Raw genomic sequence first — 21,779 nt, forward strand, 5'->3', positions numbered from 1 at the left:
ATAGTTATTTTAACTCTGTTTTAATCTCTGCCATTAATTCTTTTCCTCCTTGTGATAACACTTTTTGAGATTGCGTTTTCGCGAAAGCGATACATGCATCTTTATCTATATTATCAAACCAAGGCATGGAATCGTTTACATCTATACGTTGCTTACCATCGAGACTCATCAACGTACCTTTAAAAGATAGCTGATCTTCTTTTACAACAGCAATTGCACCTATAGGCGCGGTACAACCTCCTTCTAGATCGCGCAAGAAAGCACGCTCCATATCTACACACACAGCAGTCTGCTCATGGTTAAGCGCAGCTACAGCTGTGAAAACTTCTTTATTGCTACCCATAGCTGTAATCATCATAGCACCTTGTGCTGGCGCAGGGATAAAGCTATCGAGGTCGGTATATTCAAAACCGTAATTTGCTTTTAATTTTGCTAGTAGACCTATGCGATCTAGACCAGCTTTGGCAAATATGGCAGCACTCCATTCATTATTAGCATGTAACTTAGATAATCGTGTATTCACATTACCACGTAGATCCACTACATTATGATGACTGTATAAGTCCAGCCACTGTGATTTACGACGCAAACTACCAGTTGCGATAGTAGTCTCTTCATCTGGATTAAAATTACTTTTATAAACCAGAATATCCTTAGAAGACGCGCGTTCCATAACCGCTGCTTGGACCATTCCTTTAGGCAATTGTGTAGGAACATCTTTTAAACTGTGCACGGCAATATCTATTTCTCCTTTTACCAGCGCCACATCTAGTGTTTTAGTAAAAATACCAGTGATACCCATCTCATATAAAGGCTCTGTTAAATTGAGGTCTCCTTGAGATTTTACGGGATGTAAGATCGTTTTATGCCCCAAAGCCTCTAGCTGTGCTTGCACTGTTTTTGCTTGCCACATAGCAAGCTCACTATCTCTGGTTCCTATTCTTATTATACTAGACATACTTTTAAATCTATTTAAAAAATGTGGTTTTCATTTTAAGTTTTTCAGCGCGGTTTTCTAACCATGTTCCTAAAAGCACAAATATAACTGCAATAAATAAGGAATGAGCTAAAACTAATGCTTGTGTACCTAACATAAGATCTATCTCAGCAGAGTGCGTAGGTGGTAAATAATCGCGATGTATAGAAGTCACCATAATAACCCAACACTCCATCCAAAAACCTATATTAGATAAGAGACTTACAAGGAAAAGAATCCATACTTTACTGCCCATCTTAGGAATAAATAATACTAAAGGAAGAATCAAACTTCCTAACAACATTATTATATAGAAAGAAGAATAAGGACCGCTTAATCTATTTAAGCTAAAAACTACCTGGTCCGTAAAGAATGAAGTGATTACCAGTAACCAACTGAATGTACAGTTAATTAGAATCAAAAATCTCATTATTTGTAAGGCTATCTTACCAGATATTCTTGGTAGTAACGATAAGAAGTAGATAAATAGAATAATTACAAAGCCCAGACGAACGAAGTTTGCATTAATAAACTCTTGAATATTTGAGAGTATTCCCATAACCAGAATCTGCGGTTATTAGGAATTTATTTGCTCTAGCTTAAAAACCTTATTCAGTAACTCGATAGCCTCTTCCGTACTTTCTTCTTCATTGCGCAAATGATTTGCAAAATGACCTGCTATTTTCTGTATAATTTTATCAGCAATAAGATCTGCTTGCTCTTGATTAAAATCGCTAATCTTAGTCCTATTACTTTTAATTTCTGCTTCTTTAAGAGTAGACAGTTTTGTTTTTAGAGCATTCATAGTAGGTGCAAAACGACGTGACTCTTGCCATAATTTAAACTCGCTATGTATCTCTTTGATAATTTGATGCGCTTGTGGTATAAAATTCTCGCGATTTTGAAGCGTGCGATTAGTAATTCTAGAAAGCTCATCTAGATGCACTAAGCTAACATTTCCTAACTCCTTGACATTCTCATTAACATTCTTAGGTATAGAAAGATCTAAAATCAATAAAGGCTTATTGGTAAATATAAGATCTTTAGAGACCGTAGGATTTTGTGCTCCAGTGGCAACAATAAGAATATCTGTTTGAGCAATTTGCTCTTCTAATTGCGCATAATCCTTTACGACTAGGTCAAATTTACCTGCAATACGCTCTGCTTTATCCTTTGTTCTATTAATAAGAGTAATCTCCTTATTATCAGTATGCTTAATAAGGTTCTCACAAGTATTGCGTCCAATTTTACCAGTACCGAACAAAGTTATATTTTGATTAGATCCTTTTTCAAAATTCTCTAGAATATATTGTACACTAGCAAAACTAACAGATGTCGCACCACTACTTAAATCGGTTTCTGTTTTAATACGTTTACTAGCTTGTATAACAGCATTAATTAATCGCTCCATATATGGATTGATCAATTGATAAGATTTTGATTTCTTAAATGACATTTTAAGCTGACCTATAATTTCAAAGTCACCCAAAATCTGACTATCTAGACCAGTACCTACTGTAAAAAGATGGTCGTTTGCAGCTTCATTTTTATATATGTAAGCTATTTTCTCAAATTCTTCTACCGTTCCATGAGAATGCTCACACAACAGTTTAATTAATTGAAAAGGGTGTTGAGCAAATCCATACAATTCTGTACGGTTACAAGTAGAGATAACAGCAAGAGAAGGAATACCTTCTGCCTTTGCCTGTACCAGCAGGTTATCAACAGCGTCTGCACTCAATGAGAATGAGCCACGCGTGATAGCGTCTGCCTTGCGGTAACTGATTCCTATTGCGTAAAATGTGAAATGTGTTGCTGCTGCCGCGGCCATAAATAACTTTCTGTAGTAGTCGGCAAAATTAATAGAGGATTAGCTTTAAAAATAACGCTTAACGATCCTTTTTCGTCGCTATGAGTTATCTTTGCCTTATCAAACTGTATAATAGACTATTGATAGTGCTTATCTCGCTTTCGCGAAAGCGGAACAACACTTATTTAGAGTCGTTTTAAATAACAATAAAAATGGAAAACATCGCTAAAGGTGCTGGAGAAATAACCATCATAGAAGAAGGTTTTCACGTGATACGTATAAAAAACGATAGCGCAGAAAAAACAACTTTCTCACATCATGTAGATAGCAGCTTTTTACAATTTCATTACTGTATCAAAGGAAATGTACAACTTGCTTTTAATGAAGGTAGCTATAAACTAGACTTAAAAGAACAAAACTCATACTTGCTCTATAACCCATCACGAGATTTACCTATGGACTTGAGCATAGCGCCTAATACGTGGTTTATTTCTGTACTGGTTTCTATTAAAAAATTTCACTCCTTATTTTCTCCAGATGCACAACATGTTAGTTTTTTAAGTGCCGATAATAAGGATAAAAAATATTACGTAGACGGGAAAATATCTCCATCTATGGCAGTTGCATTACACCAATTAATGAATTACAACCTCAACGACACCATAAAACAGTTATACTTTAAAGGTAAGTCCTATGAGTTGCTTTCTTTATATTTTAATACCGAAGAAGAAGCAAATCTAGAGGCGTGTCCATTTCTAGCTGACGAGGAAAATATGCGCAAAATAAAACATGCAAAAGAAATAGTAATAGAACGCATGACAGACCTGCCTTCTTTGCAAGAACTTGCTCTAGAGATAGGTCTATCACTTAAAAAATTAAAGGAAGGTTTTAAAGAGGTATACGGTGATACCGTTTTTGGTTTTGCATTGAGTCATAAAATGGATTATGCTCGCCAGTTGCTCGATAGCGGTCAGCACAACGTAAACGAAGTAGGTTTAAAGGTAGGCTACTCTACTGGTAGTCATTTTATAAGTGCTTTTAAAAAGAAATATGGTACGACACCTAAGAAATATATTTCTGGGAAATAGGAATAAACTTGAAAAAGTAAAAGTTTTTAAAATCTAACATATTGCAAAACCTTTTCCCCAGCCCTAAAGGATGAGCTTTCTCATAATCCAAATAAAAAATAAATGTATCCGCACACTTTAGAGCTGGGAAACGGAAACATGGAATAAAAAAAAACCGCCTGCGAGCAAAGACTGCTCAACAGGCGGCTTCCAACCAACCAAATCTTAAATCAGTTTTACCTGATTATTTTATATTTTTCACTGCTCTATTATAATCGAGCATTCTATCTTTTACACTACTAACGGTAGATGTATTCTTTAATTGTATGTAACCACGACCTTTAAATCTATAAGTGGTACCACTATCGATATGATACAATTCTATGGTGTTATCATCCACGATGTAAAGATCGAAATAATCATTCCATATAAAATCATAACCCAACGTTAATTGCTTGTTAATACTTCCAGGAGACTGATCACGGACCGCATAATCTCCGCTAAAGTCCCAAAACAAACTACTTGAACTTAGTCCGTTTCTATCTCTAGAACTTTCAAAAATATCTTCATTATTTCCTGGGAAAAATCTCAGGTAATTTTCTCTGTCAAAATCATTGATAGCGCCCACATTACTAGTATACACTTTTTCCCAAGCTTGATATTCCTGTAAAAAATACTGCACATTATCATAAAACAACTGATCATAATCAAAATTTGACCTGTCATAACCATCTAGAAAATATCGCGTATTGTTATGCAAATCTCTTAATTCTAAACGGTCGTATGCCCTGACTATAACCTCAAAATCATGCAACCCATCTATATCATGAAGAATAGCGAGTTGATTATTAATAGCATTATAAGAACCTACATCGATTCCTAGTCCTGCGCCCGCACTTCCTACTCCTACTAGGTTATTATTTGCATACACCGTACCAAAATCAAAACTTAAGGTAAACGCTCTGGTCATAAACGGCACGTTAGGCATTCCTTGCGTACTGTTTAAATCTACGTACCACACCTCGTTAGAAGCAAGTACCTCATTTAGTGTAGGAGTGTTAAATCCGTCACCTATCACTATTTCTGTATCACAGCTCGTTATTGAAAAAGCTAGTAATGCAGTTGCTAAAAAAGTAGTTATTGCTTTCATAATAGTAATATTTAAAAGTTACTAAGTGGTTTTCTAAAACCATGCCGTAATTTTAAACTACTGATTTAAAGCGTTTTGATAGTTCCGCTTTCGCGAAAGCGGAATAAAAATAGTCTAAGAATTAAAAAATAAAACTCTAGAATATATTAAACCCTGTAGAATCTTTAGGTTGCTCTAGATCTTGTTCCTGATTTTCATTTTCATCAACTTTTATGGGATCTTCACCACGTAACTGTCTGTCTACACGGTCTGCCTCTTCAAGAATTTTGGGCAATAAGAATGGAGCAAGCGGTTCTACGTGCTCATAAACGATGCTTTTTTCCTTAATATCTTTACCTATAATATGAAACTCACCACTAGCCGAATTAATAAACATTAAAATCACGCTGGCAAGAAATCCCATTTTCACCAATCCAAAAGCGGCACCAGCTAGCTTATTAATAAAACTAAGGTTAACGGTTTTAATCACCTTGGTAATCAATTTACCTACATAAGTAATTACCAATATGATGACTAGAAAAGTAATTATAAAACTAGCGATGGTAATATAAACATCATCCCACTGCACCTGTTCTCGCAACCAGTCACCTGCATAGTTAGAAAAATAAATAGATCCATAAATAGCTGCTACCAGCGCTATTAAAGATGTAAGTTCTACAAAAAAGCCGTTTAAATAACCTTTATACAGACCTATCAATAAAACAATGCAAATAATTATATCTAACCAATTCATCGGGCTAAGTTAGTTAAAATTGCTGTTAAGGGAAACCATACTTGCGATGAGATAGTCTTTACGCATTTAAACTAATCAAGTGCGCCTTTCATAGTACGAGAGTGAGTGCATATCTATTGAGTGTAGATTTAACAAGTGGTTATAATTAATTTCCACATCTCAATTACATACTCATTTAATAAACTTACTCATGAAACAGTTATTTAAAACATCCCTTTTAATTTTTATATCCGTCCTACTTTTTAGTTGTGATAATGATGATGGAATGGCAGACAATCAAAACGTGTGTACTTATGAAGGTCTTACCTTCTTTGACGGTACTACACAAACACTTATCCCAGAATCACAATTAACTACCGAACTTTTTCTTAACGGTAGTGGTAATGGCATACCAGAAATAGAGATTTATGAAACGACTAACCCTGGTAATATATGGTTACTTACTAAGGCAGTAACAGCTAACTCTAGCGACGGTGGTACACTAGGATTAGGTAATACTAATTATACGGTAGCTGTAACCTGCCAGCGATCCGGAACTGCAGTAGGAGATGAATTCAGATTTGACGTAGTGACCACAAACGGCCTAGAAGGTGAGCTATGTGTTGTTCTAGATGCGATTATACCATAAGGACTGACACTCCACCACCCTATTTGGAACGAAAAAACGGCACAGATTTTAAAATCTGTGCCGTTTTAATTTTATCAAAAATTTGCTCTATGTTAAACAAGAATAAATCTATTCTTTTACGTTTGGTAGATTAGATCTTCCTCAACCACTCACTCATACTTACACGAGATTCTAAGTAGTTTTTAAGATCTTTAATTGCTACACGTTCTTGAGACATGGTATCACGATCTCTTACTGTTACTGCGTGATCTTCTTTAGTATCATGATCTATAGTTACACAATACGGTGTACCATTTAAATCATGACGTGCATAACGTTTACCTATAGAATCTTTTTCTTCATAAGCTACGTTCATAGACCACTTTAATTCGTCTACGATCTCGTTTGCTATTTCTGGAAGTCCATCCTTTTTTAATAATGGTAGAATCGCAGCTTTAACCGGTGCAAGAACCGCAGGTAATTTAAGAACCGTACGCTCGCCACCACCATCTAGCTTCTCATCTACTAGAGAATTAGAAAATACAGCAAGAAACATTCTATCTAGACCTATAGAGGTTTCTAGAACATAAGGAACATAACTCTTGTTATCTTCATGATCAAAGAACTGTAGTTTTTTACCACTGTGCTCTTCATGAGCTTTTAAATCAAAGTCTGTACGCGAGTGAATCCCTTCTAATTCTTTAAAACCAAATGGGAAGTCAAATTCGATATCAGTCGCAGCATTTGCATAATGCGCCATTTTTTCATGATCGTGAAAACGGTAATTCTCATCACCCATCCCTAACGATCTGTGCCACGCCATGCGCTTTTCTTTCCATATCTCAAACCACTTTAACTCTGTACCTGGCTTTACAAAATATTGCATCTCCATTTGTTCAAATTCTCGCTGGCGGAAAATAAACTGACGCGCAACGATCTCGTTTCTAAACGCTTTACCAGTCTGTGCGATCCCAAAAGGAATCTTCATACGACCAGATTTCTGTACATTTAAAAAGTTTACAAAAATACCTTGAGCCGTTTCTGGTCTAAGGTATAAATCTGTAGCAGTGTCTGCACTAGCACCTATTTTAGTACCAAACATAAGGTTGAACTGACGTACATCTGTCCAGTTTTTAGAACCTGTATCAGGGTCTGCTATTTCTAGTTCTTCTATTAAAGCTTTTACACCTTCTAGATCTTCAGCCTCTAGTAATTGGGCCAGTCTAGCTGTAGGCTCAGTAGCTTTTTTCATGTAACCCACCACACGCGGATTAGTCTCCGCATACATTTTTGCATCAAAGTCTTCACCAAAGCGTTTTGCTGCCTTAGCTATTTCTTTATTTGCCTTCTGTAAATGCTTCTCACAGTAGTCTTCCACGAGTACATCTGCACGGTAACGTTTTTTAGAATCCTTATTATCAATTAATGGATCGTTAAAAGCATCTACGTGACCAGAAGCCTTCCATACCGTAGGGTGCATAAATATCGCTGTATCTATTCCTACTATATCTTGATTTAATCGAGTCATCGCTTGCCACCAGTATTCTCTGATGTTTTTCTTTAACTCAACTCCATTCTGTCCATAATCATAAACGGCACTTAAACCGTCGTAGATTTCACTAGATTGAAATACATATCCGTACTCCTTTGCATGAGAGAGTACTTTCTTAAACTGATCTTGGTCGTTGTTCTTTGCCATAGCTGCAAATGTAAAAAAATGTGATTAGTTAACGTTGTGATTTTGTGTATTTCGCTTTCGCGAAAGCGAGAAAAAACATCAATTATTTACTAGTATCTAAAACTATTGATTCATCAAACTCTTTATTTAAACCTAATCATAGAAAAGGAACACAAAATAAAAAAGGTGTAATAAAAATATTACACCTTTAGAATATGATTTTATAGTTTAAAATTACCTCAACGTAATCTCATTACTACTTACACGTATAGGTCCATTATAAAGATTCACCCTATAACGTCCTTTTATAATATCGTCTTCATTTGCACCTACTACATCACACATATCTAGCTCTTTACCTTTATAATTAAATTGTATCACCTTAGAATAAGTGAGCTCCTGACCATCAAAAACCTGTTTTTTATTAAGTCCTAGCACATTGTTATCTGGATTAATAACTTGTAGGTAGAAAGAAGTAACTCCAGTAACCGCCACTGGGTTTTCTGGTAATGTAAAACATACTTTAATGTCATCTACACGACGCGCTCTATCGTTTTCTATTTGCTTACCTGAGTTTCTTACTATTATTCCCACCGGTTCAAAGTTAGTCGGTATTAAAGCAGCCGCACGTGCCATGTTAGCATTCATGTTTTCTATAGTAGAATTTTGATCTTGATTTTTTAATATCTCACTATTTAAAGCAGATAAGGTACTGTCGTTCACTTTAGATAGGTTTTGATTAACTATCTCTAGAGTATTTATTCTGTCCTGTAATAAATCACGCTCTTTTCTTATGTTAGATAGCTCTGTACGCATTCTAGACAGTACTCTTACATCTGTTTCTAACTTACCTACACTGTCTACTAATCTTGTGATGCGATCTCGTGCGTCTACTAGGTCTGCATTGAGTGCATTCCCTTTATCTATTTCTATACTATATTCCGTAGAGATGTTTTCTAGTTCTTTTTGAATCTGTGCTTTCTCATCATTTAAAGCTACCTTAATACCTTCGTTTTCTTGATATGTAGTATAAGACCACACTCCTAATACTATGATTCCCAACAGTAAAACTGCTAGTAAAACTTTAAATATTCGATTATCCTTTTGCTGTGCCATGTTGGGTTGTTTATCTTTAGAACGTAATAATACCTATTTCAATTATAAATATCGCCTATAAATCGGTTGCCTTAAAGTGTAAATGCATTAAAAAAATATCTTACGGTAATGACTTTGCAAGATATTGTTGTTTTTTTCACTTCTCGTCCATTTGATTTATGAACACGACATTAATAATTAAAATAAATATGACTAAAATATTTTATTCTGAGGTGGATTTCTGATTTTATTAACTTGTTTTTTCCTGTCGTCTGTATGGGTTGTGACCGCAGTCTAACCACTGGAGAAGAGATTATTTGTACTACATGCCGTGCTGAAATCCCTATATCTCTCAATCATTTACAGTTAGACGATAAAGTAAAAGAACTTTTTTTTGCTAGAGTAAATATCGAGACTGCCACCAGTTTATTCTATTATGAAAAAATAGGCGTTGTACAACAATTGATCTACCAGTTAAAATACAATGGCCATGAAGAAGTAAGTCCTTTTTTAGGAAAATGGCTAGCTACCAGTCTTAAGGAAGATCCTGCTTTTAGAAATATAGATCTTGTGATTCCAGTTCCTGTGCATCCTAAACGACGCGCAAAAAGAGGCTATAATCAGGTAGATGGTTTTGGAAAGGAACTAGCGGCTGTTTTTGGGGCTCGCTTTCGCGAAAGCGTACTCATAAAAAACCGTAACACCATAAATCAAGCTCAATTAGGGCAGGCAAAACGTAGTGACGAGACGCAATCTCCATATGAACTGGTAGAGAAAATTGCACCAGGCACTCATGTTTTACTAGTAGACGATGTTATTACAACTGGAACGACATTAACTCTTTGTGCCAAAGAACTGCACAAAAATCCTGATATTAAAATCTCTATTGCTACCATGGCCATATCTGTGTAAGGCTAACGATTAACATTGTGCTTCTTAATTCAAAATCATAAGTCAAGTATGGTAGAGTTTTGCCATCTGAAACTTATGATTTTCTTTATTCATAGCTTTAATATTCTTTTTACTTTTGTTTTTAAACATTTACTATGAACAATATTCTAGTTGCTACCGAAAATAAAATTACAACCATAACTATAAACAGACCTACAAAACTGAATGCTCTTAATAAAGAGACCATTGAGGAATTGAGTCAGGCTATATCTACTGCCGAAGAAGACGTTAACACACGTGTTATCATCCTTACTGGAAGCGGTGAAAAGGCATTTGTGGCTGGGGCTGATATTTCAGAATTTGCAGACTTCTCTCCAGAAGAAGGTAAGAAACTAGCTGGCAAAGGTCAGGAATCATTATTTGACGCTATTGAAAATTGCTCTACACCTGTTATTGCTGCCATTAATGGTTTTGCATTAGGTGGTGGTCTTGAGCTTTCTATGGCGGCACATTTTAGAGTAGCTAGCGATAACGCTAGGTTAGGACTTCCAGAAGTATCTCTAGGTGTTATACCAGGTTATGGTGGTACTCAACGTTTACCACAACTAGTAGGTAAAGGTCGTGCTATGGAAATGATCATGACTGCAGGAATGATAGATGCAGATACGGCTCTATCTTATGGACTTGTAAATCACGTAGTGACTCTAGAAGAGTTGATCCCTACGTGTGAAAAACTAGCTTCTAAGATCATTAAAAATAGCCCGATGGCGATAAGTGCCGCGATTGATGCCGTAAACGCTGGCTATATAGATGGGACAGATGGTTACCAGGTGGAAATCGATAACTTCGGATCTTGTTTTGGCACAGAACAGTTTACTGAAGGGACAACAGCATTTTTAGAAAAGCGTAAAGCACAGTTCTAGAAATAGAATTCTTATTTTATACACAAAGGGCAGAATTAATTCTGCCCTTTGTGGTATATGGATGTTAATTTATTATCTGATATTTAGTGTTTACTAAAATCATGAATTCTATCCTACTCAACTTGTTGCCTTTATTATTATCACCGGTTTTTATTTTAATAGTAATAGCTTATTACTATGATTATAAAAAAGACAAGAAATATTTACTAAGCGGTTTTAGATTCATACTCTGGTTTGTGATCTTTATGGTAATCTATTTTTGGCTTACTAAAGTTTTAAGTTTTGGCCTTTTAGAATCTGTGCTAGGTTTTGGTATTTCTATTCCATTAGTATTAGTCGTAAAAAATAGCACTACAAAAAAATGATATGAATTACACATCACAATGTGCAGAATTGATTCTACTCATAGTTATCTAAACATCTAGACTTCTATCCTCTAAACAAGAAGAAGTCATCTTTCATGTCTTCGATTTGCTCATCCTTATTTGTGATGATATAATCTAGTGCTTTCTCGGTGAACTTAAGACCCTTATTAGTAAGAGCAACCACCTCACCTTGCATGGTGATCATGTTGTTTTTTTGTGCTAATTCTAGAACTGTTTTAGCACGTACTTTACCCCAATTGATATGTTCTTGTAAATGAGCAACTCTTCTTTCTTCTATACTATCATGATTATTTAAATGAAGTAAAAAGGTCAATAAAGAAACCTCTACACGCTGCCTTTTCTGACGGAATAGGACCGCTATCAAACCATTAGTAGGTGCAAAAAGATAGACCAGTAGAAAAATCAATCCTAAAACTGTAGTAATAGAACCACTAATAGAAGCATCTAACCATAGTGCAAAATAATAACCACCTATCGCACTCATTATTCCAAAGAGAACAGATAATACTATCATCTTTTTTAAATCTGTAGTTAGTAAATAGGCTGCTGCAGCTGGTGCGATCATTAACGCTACAACAAGAATAGCTCCTACTGCATCGAAAGAAACTACTGTTGTTACTGATGCAATACTCATTAGACCATAATGTAATATAACAGGAGAAAAACCTAATGCAGATGACAACCCTACATCAAACGTACTTAACTTCAACTCTTTATAAAAAGCAAATAATAAAGCCAGTGTTACTGCTAGAGTTATAGAAATGGTCCACATACTTTTAGGTCCATAGCTTACATGATCTATCATTAACTTATCAAATGCGGCATATTCTAATCTTCCTACTAATACAGCATCGGTATCTAGATGAATATCGTTTGCATAAATAGCAATTAATAAAACCCCTATACTAAACAAGGCTGGAAATACTAACCCTATAGCAGTGTCTTCTTTTACTAAACCAGTTTTTTGAATAGCCTCTACCAGCACAACAGTTATAATACCGCTGAATGCGGCAAGCAATATCAACCATGGTGAGGCAAGGTCTTCAGTAATAAAAAAACCTATTACTATACCTGGAAGAATAGAGTGACTTATCGCGTCGCTTATTAAAGCCATTTTACGTAAAACTAAAAACACACCTGGAATAGCACATGCTACAGCAGTAAGACAGGCAATTAAGATAATAGCTAATTCTGCATTCATGATTCAGGCATATTAGTGTTATATAAATTCTCTGCTGTTTGAAAACCCTCTTCTGTCAGTGACCAGTCTTGCCCTTTTATGGTTATCCAGCTTTTATCTGACAGCGCTTTTAAAGTACCTCTCGTAAAACCTTGAAAACCATTTAATATTTTAATAGAGTGAGGTCTAGAAATATCTTCATGCTTTTCTACAATACCATACATGAAATACAAAGTCTTTTTTAACTCTAGATCTCTACGGTTTCTTATCAAACGTATTTGTTTAAATAAAACTCCACGACTAGGTGAAAAAATAAATGACACACCTACAAAAACTGCGGCCACTAAAACAATCACTGGACCAGTAGACAAGTTATTATAACTAGCACTTATTCCTGTACCAAAAACACCAGAAAAAGCACCAAAAACAGCTGCTAGAATTACCATCATCCCAAGACTATTAGTCCACTGTCGTGCAGCAGCTGCTGGAGCTAGCAACATGGCACTCATTAGAACTACACCTACCGTTTGCAAACCTATAACTATCGCTAACACAATAAAAAAGCTGATAAGACCATCTATGAATCGAGTATTAAAACCTAGAGTCATGGCATAATTCTTATCAAACAACAAAAGCTTAAACTCTTTCCAGAACAGCAACATTACCACAAGGCTTATCCCTGTGACAATAATCATTACTATCACATCGCTTTGTACCAGTGTAGCCGCCTGCCCGAATAAATATTTATCTAACCCTGCCTGGTTTGCATCTGGTTGTTTCTTTAAATAACTTAATACCAACTCTCCAAAGCCAAAGAACAAACTTAATATCAGTCCTAAAGCTGTATCTGTTTTAAGGTGTGTTTTGGTCACTATTCCACGTATCCACACCGTACCTATGAAACCACTAATTAAAGCACCTAAAAGAAGGACGTTAGAATCTTTTAATCCAGTGAACAAAAACGCTAGAGCAATACCTGGTAACGCGGCATGAGAAATCGCATCACCTAATAAGCTTTGTTTTCTCAACACAGCAAAGCTACCTAACATACCACAAATAGCACCTAGGACAGCAGTCCCTAATGTTATGGTACGCAACGTATAATCTGTAAAGAAATCTGTTAGTTCCATCTGCTTATTTTTGAACAGCTACTTTATAGTTGATACCATAAGTTTTAGTTAGGTTATCATCATTAAAAATGTCTTTTACAGGACCTGTAGCGATATGCTTTACATTTAAAAAAGTAACCCAATCAAAGTATTCAGGAACTGTTTGTAAATCATGATGAACAACTATTACCGTTTTACCAGCTTTTCTAAGTTCTTTTAAAATATTAATGATCGCTATTTCAGTAGTAGCATCTACTCCTTGAAAAGGCTCATCCATGAAATAGATGGCTGCGTTTTGAACTAACGCACGTGCTAAAAATATACGTTGCTGCTGTCCACCAGATAACTGAGATATTTGTCTTCCTTTAAAAGCAAGCATTCCTACTTTTTCCAGTGCTTCTAGAGCTTGTTTTTTTTGCTTTGCACCTGGTCTTTTAATCCAGCCCAAGGCGCCATAAGTACCCATCATGACCACATCTAGTGCGGTAGTAGGGAAATCCCAATCTACACTACCTTTTTGTGGCACATAAGCCACTTTATCACGTTGTTTCTTATAAGGCTTACCATAAATCGCAACAGAACCTGCTATAGGATCTATAATACCTAGAATAGATTTTATCAACGTGGATTTCCCTGCACCATTAGGACCTACTATAGCCATTAACACACCTTCTGGAATAGATAAATCTATATCCCACAGGACTGGCTTATAATTATAAGCTACCGTAAGGTCGTCTACCGCTACTGCTATTTTTTGTTCCATTATTTAAGTGCGTTTACAATAGTAGTGACATTATGTTTGTACATTCCTATATAAGTACCTTCTACAGTTCCTGCACTACCTAATGCATCGCTAAAAAGCTCTCCGCCTATTTTCACATCATGATCTTGTGCATTCACAGCAGCTTGCAAAGCTTCTACTGTACGTTTAGGAACACTACTTTCTATGAATACCGCTTTGATTTTATTTTCTATTATAAATTCTGTAATGCGTTGAACATCTTTAACACCAGCCTCTGTCGCAGTAGATATACCTTGTAAGCCTACTACTTCAAAATCAAATGTTCTACCAAAATAATTAAAAGCATCATGAGCAGTTACTAGAATACGACGCTCCTTAGGAAGCTCCTGTATTTTAACATTTAACGCTGCTCTAAGCTCTACTAATTTGAGTCGGTAAGCATCTCTGTTTGCTTCATAAGCTAGTTTATTTTCAGGATCTAATTCAATAAGCTTTTCAGTGACATAATCTGTAATTTCATTCCAGTAAGTAAGGTCAAACCATATGTGTGGATCATAATTACTGGCAAAATACTCGCTACCTATAAGAGATTTCTGGGATACTCCATCACTTATCGCAATAGTAGTTTTACCCTGCTCATTCATCTTTTCAAAAACCTCTACTAGTTTCCCTTCTAGATGTAAACCGTTATAAAAAATAACCTCTGCGTTATCTAATTTTCTCACATCTCCCTGACTTGCTTTGTATAAATGAGGATCTATACCACTACCCATCAAACCATTTACGTCGATAAAATCACCACCTATATTTTCTACTAGATCGGTAATCATGGTAGTGGTAGTGACTACTTGTAACTTACCGTTATCTTCTTTTTTTTCTCCACAACTTACTATTGATAAAACTGTTAAGAGAAATATTATTTTTTTCATGTTGCATATTTTAAATGTTCCGCTTTCGCGAAAGCGGAATGACCAAAGCTCTATTAAATTAAATTATTCAATATATCCGTCACCTCTTTTTGGTCTAAAAAACCAGAATACTGATATAAAATTTCAAGGTCTTTATTGATAATCAAAAGTACAGGATAAGATTTATCCTCGCTATGACTAAGTAATTCTTTTGCTAATTGATGGATTCCAGTATTAACACCTGTAGATTCATAACCGAATTGCACGTTTCTAAAAATGATAGTCTCTTTGCTTTCTGCATCAAATGGAACATAGTAAAAGTCTTTATTAATCAGTTTAATGAGATCACTATCGCCGAATGTTCCTTCACTCATGCCTTTGCAATACCTACACCAATTAGTATGCAGAAAGATCACAGCAGGTTTATCTTCTTTAGTAAAAGCTTGTTCTAACTGTTCAAAATTATATACTGCAGGAGTATCTGGTTCTTGCGTAAAACCCAGTAAAGGGAATGCAAAAACTACGAATAAGATTGAAAAAATATTATTGTATCTCATCTAATATATATTAAATCTAAAACCTAAAAAGCCTCTTACACCCTGATTGCTAGCGTATACATAACTAGGATCAAAGGTAACTGCATTTGGGTTATTAGGAGTAGCGATGGCCTGTCCACTTGAATCAAACTGTACATCTTCATCAAATGGATCAAAAGATCTAGCAATACTGTTAGATGCTGGAGTAAAATTAAGTAAGTTCTTTACACCGGCATAAACCTCCCATTGCGTCCCAAATTTTCTTGAAAACTGTATGTTTTGTACACTAAACACTGGCGACATGCTATCCCTAGGGTCGGTATCACTTATAAGCGGCAATCGCATAGGTCCATATAAATTACCAGTATAATCTATATTTAAACCCCATGGTCTAATTTTATAACTAATGGTCCAGACACCACTATAACCTTCTGTTAACAACTGTCTTCTACGCTCTCCATCTTCTGTAATGGATACATCTTGAAAAGTAACGCCTGCAAGAATCTTAAGTCCATTTCTAAAGGAAACGTCTGCATTTAAAGAGACACCTTGAGATACAGAATATCCATCTAGGTTGCTATAAATGATTTTATTAAAATCAGTTTCATAATCTGGAAGTATTCTATTAGTGAAATAGGTATAGAATGCTGTTGCGTCTAAATTAAAAAAGGTATTGTTTTTAGTTCTAAATGTTTTCACATAATTCACGTTTGCATTCCAGGAGGTTTCTGGCTCAAGTTCCCCTTCAAAAACTACTTCTCTAGCTCCAGTTAGAGCTGCATGATCTTCTGTAAACACGTTTGCGACTCTAAATCCATTACCAGCACTTAAACGTAGTACATTTGACTTATCGCGAGACGTCCATTTATAGTTCACACGTGGAGAAAACACATTACCGTGTATGCTATTATTATCATACCTTAAACCTAATAGCAGTGTTTTACGATCTGTAAGTGCTATTTCATCCTGTACAAAAACACCTGGTAAATGTATTACAGAAGGTAAGTCGTCAATACCATTTTGAGCCGTAGTCGCAAAGGTATTATCGTTATAATAAGTGTAACGATAGGCAGCTCCCATAAGTAGATCATGTGATGTCCCTAATTGCTTATTCCATGTAAGCTGGCCGAATCCTATGTATTGCTCTGCATCATAAGAAGTCGTTCCATAAAAAGAATCTTGTGAATGCCCATTACCGCTAAATTGAAAACTCAATTTCTCTTCAGTAGGAAGATCATACACTCCAAAGGCTTCCCACCTGCTTGTATAAATACTTTCTCCATAGACCTCATCACCTCCACGATCTTCACTAGTCCAGTCCAGCTCACCACCCCATCGATCTTCATAGACATATCTACCTGCGATAGAAAACAATTTACCGTTCTTTCTATTAAAATTAATTTTATTAAAAATAGAAATTCTGTTTTGCAGAGTTAAATCTGTAAAACCGTCTCCATTATTATCAATCGGATTTTGATAATTAAAATAACTGACACCAAGAATCCCAGAGGTATTATCAGATAACTGATAACCTGTACCGACATCTGTACTCACTTCTCCCCAAGATGTTGTAAAATTATCTACACTAAGTTTATTTGCTCCTGTAGGTTTTTTAGTAATGATATTGATTACTCCACCTACAGCTTCAGAGCCGTACAAGGTAGAAGCTGGCCCTTTTACAACCTCTACTCTTTCTATAAGAGCTTGTGGAATCCCTGTTAAACCGTAAACCGTAGACAGTCCACTTACAATAGGTAATCCATCAATTAAAACAAATGTATATGGCCCTTCTAATCCATTGATATGAATGTCACCAGTATTACACACATTACAATTAAGTTGTGGTCGCACTCCATTTACATTCTGCAAAGATTCAAAAATAGAAGGAGCTGGATTTTTCTTAAAAAAACTTTTCGTATAAACCTCTACAGGAACTGGACTTTCCAACTTGCTAACAGGCTTTAAGGTACCGGTAACAACTATTTGATCTAAATTTCCTAAATCTTCTGTTAGCGTTACATTTAGTATATAAGGATTATTATCACCTGTTAAATTCACCTCTCTTACAACACTCTTGTAACCTACAGCACTTACACTTATTTTTAATACACTTTGAGAAAGATTAGTTAATTTAAACTGCCCATCCTGATTTGCAGAAACACCTTTCTTAATTGACGCTATATAAACATTAGCAAAAGGCACAGTCTCCTCACCACTTTTTACCACTCCTTGAATCTCTAGTCCTTCATTTACTTGAGAGAAAACTACCAAAGGTGTAAATAAAACCAACCAAATTAAATTCTTCATTCTACTCTTTTATTTTTGAAATTATATTTTAACAAACAAGCTTTCTGCTGTTAGTTTAGATATATAGATCTCATCAGTATCTGAAATTATACGGCACGAGCCATCAAACTCTTCTCTTTCTAACAATTGTATTTGAGAGCCTAACTTTATATCATGCTTATCTAGATATTGTAAGAAATCTTTGGATGTATTCACAACACCGGTCAAAACACCATGTTGTCCTAATTCTATTTGCGATAGCGCTATTTGAGTATGCTGCTCATAATGACCATTAGAATCCGGAATAGGGTCTCCATGAGGATCGTGTTTAGGATACTCTAGAAACCTATCTAATTCATTAGTTAATTTTATAGATTGAACATGCTCCAGCTGCTCTGCTACTTCATGAACCTCATCCCAAGAAAAATCTAGTTTCTCTACTAGAAACACTTCCCATAGTCTATGTTTTCTAATAATTTGATTGGCACATTGTACTCCTTTATCCGTCAGTCTCGCACCTTTATAAGGGACATATTCTGCCAGGTTTTTATCTGCTAGCTTTTTAAGCATGTCCGTCACAGACGATGCTTTTGTATTCATGCGCCCAGCAATTTCATTTGTAGACACTAGAGCTTTACCATCCTGTAGGTGATAAATAGCTTTGATATAATTTTCTTCGGATATTGAATGCATGCGACAAAGGTAAAGTTTTTATTTGATTTAGGTAAAATAATTTTTAGTCTTATCTAAAAATTAAATCAAAAGAAACGATAGCACTTAAAAATTCAATCTATTCGTAGAAATGCATTTCTTCCACATATTTTTGCACATCATGATGCATAAAATATCTCAAGTCCTTACCTGACGCGATACCGTTACGTATCATGGTAGAAGAAATTTCCATAATGGGTGCAGGAATAAGTGTGATTTTAGGATGATTCACAAACTGCTCAGGAACATCACCAGATGAAACTCTAGGGTAAACTATGATGCTATAATCTTCTAAAATCACATGATAATTCTTCCATTTATGCAAACTTTTCAAATTATCTTCTCCCATTATGAGAGTAAAATCTTTGGTAGCATACTTTTCAGAAAGATATGCAAGCGTATTTACTGTATAATTAGGTTGCGGTAAGTTAAACTCAATATTACTTGCATTTATCTTGTCATAATCATCAGTGGCAAGATGTACCATGTGTAAACGCTGGTAGTCATCTAATAATGTTTTCTTTTTCTTATGAGGATTATGAGGTGTTACTACCATCCATATTTCATCTAGATCGCTATTTTCTACTAGGTAGTTTGCAATAGCTAGATGTCCTATATGTACAGGATTAAATGTACCGAAGTACAGACCTATCTTACTCCTCTTCGTCATCACTGACTTCTTTATTTATAAACTCATGAACCGTTTGAAACGCTTTTAATTTTGCAGCATCAAGATCGTCATTCTCAATAACAACGTCAAATTGTGGTGCAGTAGCCATTTCTGTACTAGCCTTTGCTACTCGCATAGCGATTTTTTCTGCCGTTTCTGTTTTACGCTTTTTAAGACGTATTTGCAGCTCATTAATAGATGGTGGTTTAACAAAAATAGCCAGTGTACGATTAGGAAATTTTTTCTTTAAACGTAGACCACCTACTACATCTATATCAAATATAACGTGTTTACCTTGAGCCCAAAGTCTTTCTACTTCTTCTATAAGAGTACCATAAAACTGATCTTTATAAACCTCTTCAAACTCTAGAAAATCATTTGCTCTGATTCTATTTTTAAATTCATCAGTCCCTAAGAAATAATAATCTTTTCCATGAACCTCACCATCACGAGCCTCTCGAGAAGCGGCACTAATAGAAAAGGCAAGGTTAAGATCTTCTTGAGTCAATAAATGTCTTACTAGAGTGGTTTTACCAGCACCAGAAGGAGCACTAAAAACAATTAGTTTAGGTAATACTTTCATTATAATACGTTAAGCAGTTGTTCTTTTATTTTCTCTAACTCGTCCTTCATTTGTACGACTAGTTGTTGCATGCTAGCATCATTTGCTTTGCTACCTATCGTATTTATTTCTCTACCTATCTCCTGACATATAAAAGCTAGTTTCTTACCTTGAGACTCTGTAATACTCATGGTATCCATAAAATAGTTGAGGTGATTTTCTAGACGTACCTTTTCTTCAGTAATATCATATTTTTCAAGATAATAGATAAGCTCTTGCTCAAATCTATTTTGATCTACCTTTTCTTTTAGATCTGACACAGCTTTTTCTAATCTAGTTCTAACACCAGCTAGTCTATCCTTATCTTCTTCTAGCACCTGGTCTAGAAGTACTTTAATATTAGTAATACGCTTATTAAATTCTAGCTCTAGCACATTACCTTCTTCTTTTCTAAAATCTTGAACCGCCGCAATAGCTTGTGCAGCAACTTGTTGGATTGCAGCAATATCCTCTTTTGCTACCTCCTTGCTTTCTTGAGAAAAAACGTCTGGAAATCTAGTTGCCATCTCGAGCAACTGTAATTTATGTTCTGGACTATCAAATGAAACACCATCAAGTTGCGCCATTTGTTTCATATAACCTTCTACTACCTCTAGATTGAGTTTTGCAGTAGCTGCGACACCTGTTTGTTCGATGTGCACAGAAAAATCTACTTTACCTCTTAATAAAGATTTTGCAACTAACTGTCTTAAAGGCAACTCTTGCTGTCTATATAAAGAACTTAGTCTTATATTAAGATCTAGATTTTTACTATTAAGAGTTCTTATCTCAATAGTTATTTTTTTGTCTGATAATTGATTGACTGCTTTACCATAGCCAGTCATAGAAGTAACCATTCCCTAGTTTTTTGGCAAAGATAACAATTAAGAAAAGGATTTTTGTTTATGCTTTAGTTTCATCGATCTTACCGCGCAATCTACTTAAGGACTGCTGCCTTATGCCTAGAAAAGATGCGATCTCTTTAAGTGGTAATCTATCTACTATACGCGCATAACGTTCAATAAACTTAAGATATCTAGTAGTAGCGTCGTGGCTTATCATTCTAGATTTCTCGTCTACCATGTCGTGATATCTTTTCAGCATGATTTTATGAAATGCCGGTGACAGACCTGAATACAATTTACTCATGTACTCAAAATCTTGATATTTAAAGCACAATACCTCGCCTGCTTCTACACATGTAATTTGAAGTTCAGATGGTTTTTGATCTATAAAACTATACATAGATGCCATGACATTACCATCTGCAATAAAACGTACCGTATGTAAATTACCGAACTCATCAATAATACTTCCCTTCAGTATTCCAGACTTAACGATAAAAATACAGTCAGCAACCTCACCTAAATGAAGTAAAACCTGTTTTTTGCGCACTTTGGACACTTCGAGCATGCTAAAAATTTCATTTGCATACTCTAATGAAGGTTTATCACCTTCTCCAGTTAAATCGTATAAAAATGATGGTAATTCCATAATATGGATTAGATTTATTTACTCGTTTACTAGTAAATATCGATAAAATTAATAATTATACAAAGTTCAAGACCTTATCAAGCATAGAATATTAATCATTAGACAAATTTTAAATATTAACTAACTGATTATCAATAACTAATAAAATACAACTTATCAATCAAGAAAATTAAAGCTATGCTACTCATCGAATAAAAGTCACTAACTATCTTGAATTTGATGAAAT

Annotated in this window: 23 protein-coding genes; 5 read left to right on the forward strand and 18 right to left on the reverse strand. The window is 35.2% G+C overall.

Translation table 11 applies throughout. The features are described from left to right. Positions 1–4: 4 nt before the first annotated feature. From hemC to hemA, 3 genes are read right to left on the reverse strand one after another with little or no spacing between them, the layout of a single operon-like run. A complete protein-coding gene (hemC, locus tag ABJF08_RS05690) occupies positions 5–958 on the reverse strand; it encodes a hydroxymethylbilane synthase (protein WP_348115108.1) in 954 nt (317 codons plus the stop codon). A gap of 10 nt (positions 959–968) precedes the next feature. Then, a complete protein-coding gene (locus tag ABJF08_RS05695; RefSeq protein WP_348115110.1) occupies positions 969–1,535 on the reverse strand; it encodes a hypothetical protein in 567 nt (188 codons plus the stop codon). Between the two features lie 18 nt (positions 1,536–1,553). After that, a complete protein-coding gene (gene hemA, locus ABJF08_RS05700; protein WP_348115111.1) occupies positions 1,554–2,807 on the reverse strand; it encodes a glutamyl-tRNA reductase in 1,254 nt (417 codons plus the stop codon). A 191-nt stretch (positions 2,808–2,998) separates the two neighbouring features. Between hemA and ABJF08_RS05705 the strand changes: the two genes are divergently transcribed. Then, on the forward strand, positions 2,999–3,874 hold the full coding sequence (locus ABJF08_RS05705; RefSeq protein WP_348115113.1) for an AraC family transcriptional regulator: 876 nt from the start codon (positions 2,999–3,001) through the stop codon (positions 3,872–3,874). Between the two features lie 223 nt (positions 3,875–4,097). Here the strand turns inward: ABJF08_RS05705 and ABJF08_RS05710 are convergent, their stop codons facing one another. Both ABJF08_RS05710 and ABJF08_RS05715 read right to left on the reverse strand, forming a co-directional pair. Then, on the reverse strand, positions 4,098–5,003 hold the full coding sequence (locus tag ABJF08_RS05710; protein WP_348115114.1) for a nicotinic acid mononucleotide adenyltransferase: 906 nt from the start codon (positions 5,001–5,003) through the stop codon (positions 4,098–4,100). Positions 5,004–5,139: 136 nt separating this feature from the next. Further along, entirely contained in the window at positions 5,140–5,736 is a 597-nt protein-coding gene (locus ABJF08_RS05715; protein WP_348115116.1) for a CvpA family protein, read from the reverse strand. 190 nt (positions 5,737–5,926) lie between these two features. Here ABJF08_RS05715 and ABJF08_RS05720 point away from each other — a divergent pair, with 190 nt between their 5' ends. Continuing rightward, positions 5,927–6,364 (forward strand): hypothetical protein, encoded by a 438-nt coding sequence (locus ABJF08_RS05720; protein ID WP_348115117.1) that lies wholly within the window; start codon positions 5,927–5,929, stop codon positions 6,362–6,364. A gap of 130 nt (positions 6,365–6,494) precedes the next feature. Here ABJF08_RS05720 and ABJF08_RS05725 read toward each other — a convergent pair whose 3' ends face one another. Both ABJF08_RS05725 and ABJF08_RS05730 read right to left on the reverse strand, forming a co-directional pair. Next, positions 6,495–8,042 (reverse strand): glycine--tRNA ligase, encoded by a 1,548-nt coding sequence (locus ABJF08_RS05725; protein WP_348115118.1) that lies wholly within the window; start codon positions 8,040–8,042, stop codon positions 6,495–6,497. A gap of 213 nt (positions 8,043–8,255) precedes the next feature. After that, positions 8,256–9,137 (reverse strand): hypothetical protein, encoded by an 882-nt coding sequence (locus ABJF08_RS05730; protein WP_348115119.1) that lies wholly within the window; start codon positions 9,135–9,137, stop codon positions 8,256–8,258. 234 nt (positions 9,138–9,371) lie between these two features. Between ABJF08_RS05730 and ABJF08_RS05735 the strand changes: the two genes are divergently transcribed. From ABJF08_RS05735 to ABJF08_RS05745, 3 genes are all read left to right on the forward strand, one after another. Continuing rightward, positions 9,372–10,028, forward strand: a complete 657-nt coding sequence (locus tag ABJF08_RS05735; protein WP_348115120.1) for a ComF family protein — start codon at positions 9,372–9,374, stop codon at positions 10,026–10,028. Between the two features lie 134 nt (positions 10,029–10,162). Beyond that, on the forward strand, positions 10,163–10,930 hold the full coding sequence (locus ABJF08_RS05740) for an enoyl-CoA hydratase-related protein (RefSeq protein ID WP_348115121.1): 768 nt from the start codon (positions 10,163–10,165) through the stop codon (positions 10,928–10,930). A gap of 101 nt (positions 10,931–11,031) precedes the next feature. Continuing rightward, complete coding sequence (locus tag ABJF08_RS05745; RefSeq protein WP_348115123.1) at positions 11,032–11,295, forward strand: hypothetical protein; 264 nt, start codon at positions 11,032–11,034, stop codon at positions 11,293–11,295. A 64-nt stretch (positions 11,296–11,359) separates the two neighbouring features. On the opposite strand, the gene ABJF08_RS05750 is transcribed toward ABJF08_RS05745, so the two are convergent. From ABJF08_RS05750 to ABJF08_RS05800, 11 genes are all read right to left on the reverse strand, one after another. Beyond that, the gene (locus ABJF08_RS05750; RefSeq protein WP_348115231.1) at positions 11,360–12,520 is read right to left on the reverse strand and encodes a metal ABC transporter permease; all 1,161 of its coding nucleotides are present in this window, start codon (positions 12,518–12,520) and stop codon (positions 11,360–11,362) included. Beyond that, positions 12,514–13,626, reverse strand: a complete 1,113-nt coding sequence (locus tag ABJF08_RS05755) for a metal ABC transporter permease (RefSeq protein WP_348115124.1) — start codon at positions 13,624–13,626, stop codon at positions 12,514–12,516. Before ABJF08_RS05755 ends, ABJF08_RS05750 begins: the two co-directional genes overlap by 7 nt. A gap of 4 nt (positions 13,627–13,630) precedes the next feature. Further along, complete coding sequence (locus tag ABJF08_RS05760) at positions 13,631–14,368, reverse strand: metal ABC transporter ATP-binding protein (protein WP_104514419.1); 738 nt, start codon at positions 14,366–14,368, stop codon at positions 13,631–13,633. After that, positions 14,368–15,276 (reverse strand): zinc ABC transporter substrate-binding protein, encoded by a 909-nt coding sequence (locus ABJF08_RS05765; protein ID WP_348115125.1) that lies wholly within the window; start codon positions 15,274–15,276, stop codon positions 14,368–14,370. The genes ABJF08_RS05760 and ABJF08_RS05765 overlap by 1 nt, the downstream gene beginning before the upstream one ends. A 53-nt stretch (positions 15,277–15,329) precedes the next feature. After that, positions 15,330–15,812, reverse strand: coding sequence for a thioredoxin fold domain-containing protein (locus ABJF08_RS05770; RefSeq protein WP_348115127.1), 483 nt, complete (start codon positions 15,810–15,812; stop codon positions 15,330–15,332). Further along, entirely contained in the window at positions 15,813–18,098 is a 2,286-nt protein-coding gene (locus ABJF08_RS05775; RefSeq protein ID WP_348115128.1) for a TonB-dependent receptor, read from the reverse strand. A gap of 21 nt (positions 18,099–18,119) precedes the next feature. Further along, on the reverse strand, positions 18,120–18,770 hold the full coding sequence (locus ABJF08_RS05780) for a metal-dependent transcriptional regulator (protein ID WP_348115129.1): 651 nt from the start codon (positions 18,768–18,770) through the stop codon (positions 18,120–18,122). 97 nt (positions 18,771–18,867) lie between these two features. Continuing rightward, entirely contained in the window at positions 18,868–19,458 is a 591-nt protein-coding gene (nadD, locus tag ABJF08_RS05785) for a nicotinate (nicotinamide) nucleotide adenylyltransferase (RefSeq protein ID WP_348115130.1), read from the reverse strand. Then, a complete protein-coding gene (gmk, locus tag ABJF08_RS05790; RefSeq protein WP_348115131.1) occupies positions 19,442–20,041 on the reverse strand; it encodes a guanylate kinase in 600 nt (199 codons plus the stop codon). The genes nadD and gmk overlap by 17 nt, the downstream gene beginning before the upstream one ends. Then, entirely contained in the window at positions 20,041–20,916 is an 876-nt protein-coding gene (locus ABJF08_RS05795) for a DUF1732 domain-containing protein (protein ID WP_348115132.1), read from the reverse strand. The genes gmk and ABJF08_RS05795 overlap by 1 nt, the downstream gene beginning before the upstream one ends. A gap of 46 nt (positions 20,917–20,962) precedes the next feature. Continuing rightward, the gene (locus ABJF08_RS05800) at positions 20,963–21,553 is read right to left on the reverse strand and encodes a Crp/Fnr family transcriptional regulator (RefSeq protein ID WP_348115133.1); all 591 of its coding nucleotides are present in this window, start codon (positions 21,551–21,553) and stop codon (positions 20,963–20,965) included. Between the last annotated feature and the right edge of the window lie 226 nt (positions 21,554–21,779).

Origin of the sequence: Nonlabens sp. (genome assembly GCF_039941875.1) — a bacterium.
Lineage (GTDB): Bacteria > Bacteroidota > Bacteroidia > Flavobacteriales > Flavobacteriaceae > Nonlabens.

What these genes read in the sequence shown, in the direction of transcription:
- ABJF08_RS05770 (WP_348115127.1), bottom strand. Translation starts at nt 15,812, where the DNA reads ATGAGATACAATAATATTTTTTCAATCTTATTCGTAGTTTTTGCATTC.
- ABJF08_RS05800 (WP_348115133.1), bottom strand. Translation starts at nt 21,553, where the DNA reads ATGGAATTACCATCATTTTTATACGATTTAACTGGAGAAGGTGATAAA.
- ABJF08_RS05740 (WP_348115121.1), top strand. Translation starts at nt 10,163, where the DNA reads ATGAACAATATTCTAGTTGCTACCGAAAATAAAATTACAACCATAACT.
- ABJF08_RS05710 (WP_348115114.1), bottom strand. Translation starts at nt 5,003, where the DNA reads ATGAAAGCAATAACTACTTTTTTAGCAACTGCATTACTAGCTTTTTCA.
- ABJF08_RS05715 (WP_348115116.1), bottom strand. Translation starts at nt 5,736, where the DNA reads ATGAATTGGTTAGATATAATTATTTGCATTGTTTTATTGATAGGTCTG.
- ABJF08_RS05755 (WP_348115124.1), bottom strand. Translation starts at nt 13,626, where the DNA reads ATGGAACTAACAGATTTCTTTACAGATTATACGTTGCGTACCATAACA.
- ABJF08_RS05705 (WP_348115113.1), top strand. Translation starts at nt 2,999, where the DNA reads ATGGAAAACATCGCTAAAGGTGCTGGAGAAATAACCATCATAGAAGAA.
- ABJF08_RS05745 (WP_348115123.1), top strand. Translation starts at nt 11,032, where the DNA reads ATGAATTCTATCCTACTCAACTTGTTGCCTTTATTATTATCACCGGTT.
- gmk (WP_348115131.1), bottom strand. Translation starts at nt 20,041, where the DNA reads ATGAAAGTATTACCTAAACTAATTGTTTTTAGTGCTCCTTCTGGTGCT.
- ABJF08_RS05775 (WP_348115128.1), bottom strand. Translation starts at nt 18,098, where the DNA reads ATGAAGAATTTAATTTGGTTGGTTTTATTTACACCTTTGGTAGTTTTC.
- hemA (WP_348115111.1), bottom strand. Translation starts at nt 2,807, where the DNA reads ATGGCCGCGGCAGCAGCAACACATTTCACATTTTACGCAATAGGAATC.
- ABJF08_RS05760 (WP_104514419.1), bottom strand. Translation starts at nt 14,368, where the DNA reads ATGGAACAAAAAATAGCAGTAGCGGTAGACGACCTTACGGTAGCTTAT.
- ABJF08_RS05720 (WP_348115117.1), top strand. Translation starts at nt 5,927, where the DNA reads ATGAAACAGTTATTTAAAACATCCCTTTTAATTTTTATATCCGTCCTA.
- nadD (WP_348115130.1), bottom strand. Translation starts at nt 19,458, where the DNA reads ATGACGAAGAGGAGTAAGATAGGTCTGTACTTCGGTACATTTAATCCT.
- hemC (WP_348115108.1), bottom strand. Translation starts at nt 958, where the DNA reads ATGTCTAGTATAATAAGAATAGGAACCAGAGATAGTGAGCTTGCTATG.
- ABJF08_RS05795 (WP_348115132.1), bottom strand. Translation starts at nt 20,916, where the DNA reads ATGGTTACTTCTATGACTGGCTATGGTAAAGCAGTCAATCAATTATCA.
- ABJF08_RS05765 (WP_348115125.1), bottom strand. Translation starts at nt 15,276, where the DNA reads ATGAAAAAAATAATATTTCTCTTAACAGTTTTATCAATAGTAAGTTGT.
- ABJF08_RS05780 (WP_348115129.1), bottom strand. Translation starts at nt 18,770, where the DNA reads ATGCATTCAATATCCGAAGAAAATTATATCAAAGCTATTTATCACCTA.
- ABJF08_RS05725 (WP_348115118.1), bottom strand. Translation starts at nt 8,042, where the DNA reads ATGGCAAAGAACAACGACCAAGATCAGTTTAAGAAAGTACTCTCTCAT.
- ABJF08_RS05695 (WP_348115110.1), bottom strand. Translation starts at nt 1,535, where the DNA reads ATGGGAATACTCTCAAATATTCAAGAGTTTATTAATGCAAACTTCGTT.
- ABJF08_RS05730 (WP_348115119.1), bottom strand. Translation starts at nt 9,137, where the DNA reads ATGGCACAGCAAAAGGATAATCGAATATTTAAAGTTTTACTAGCAGTT.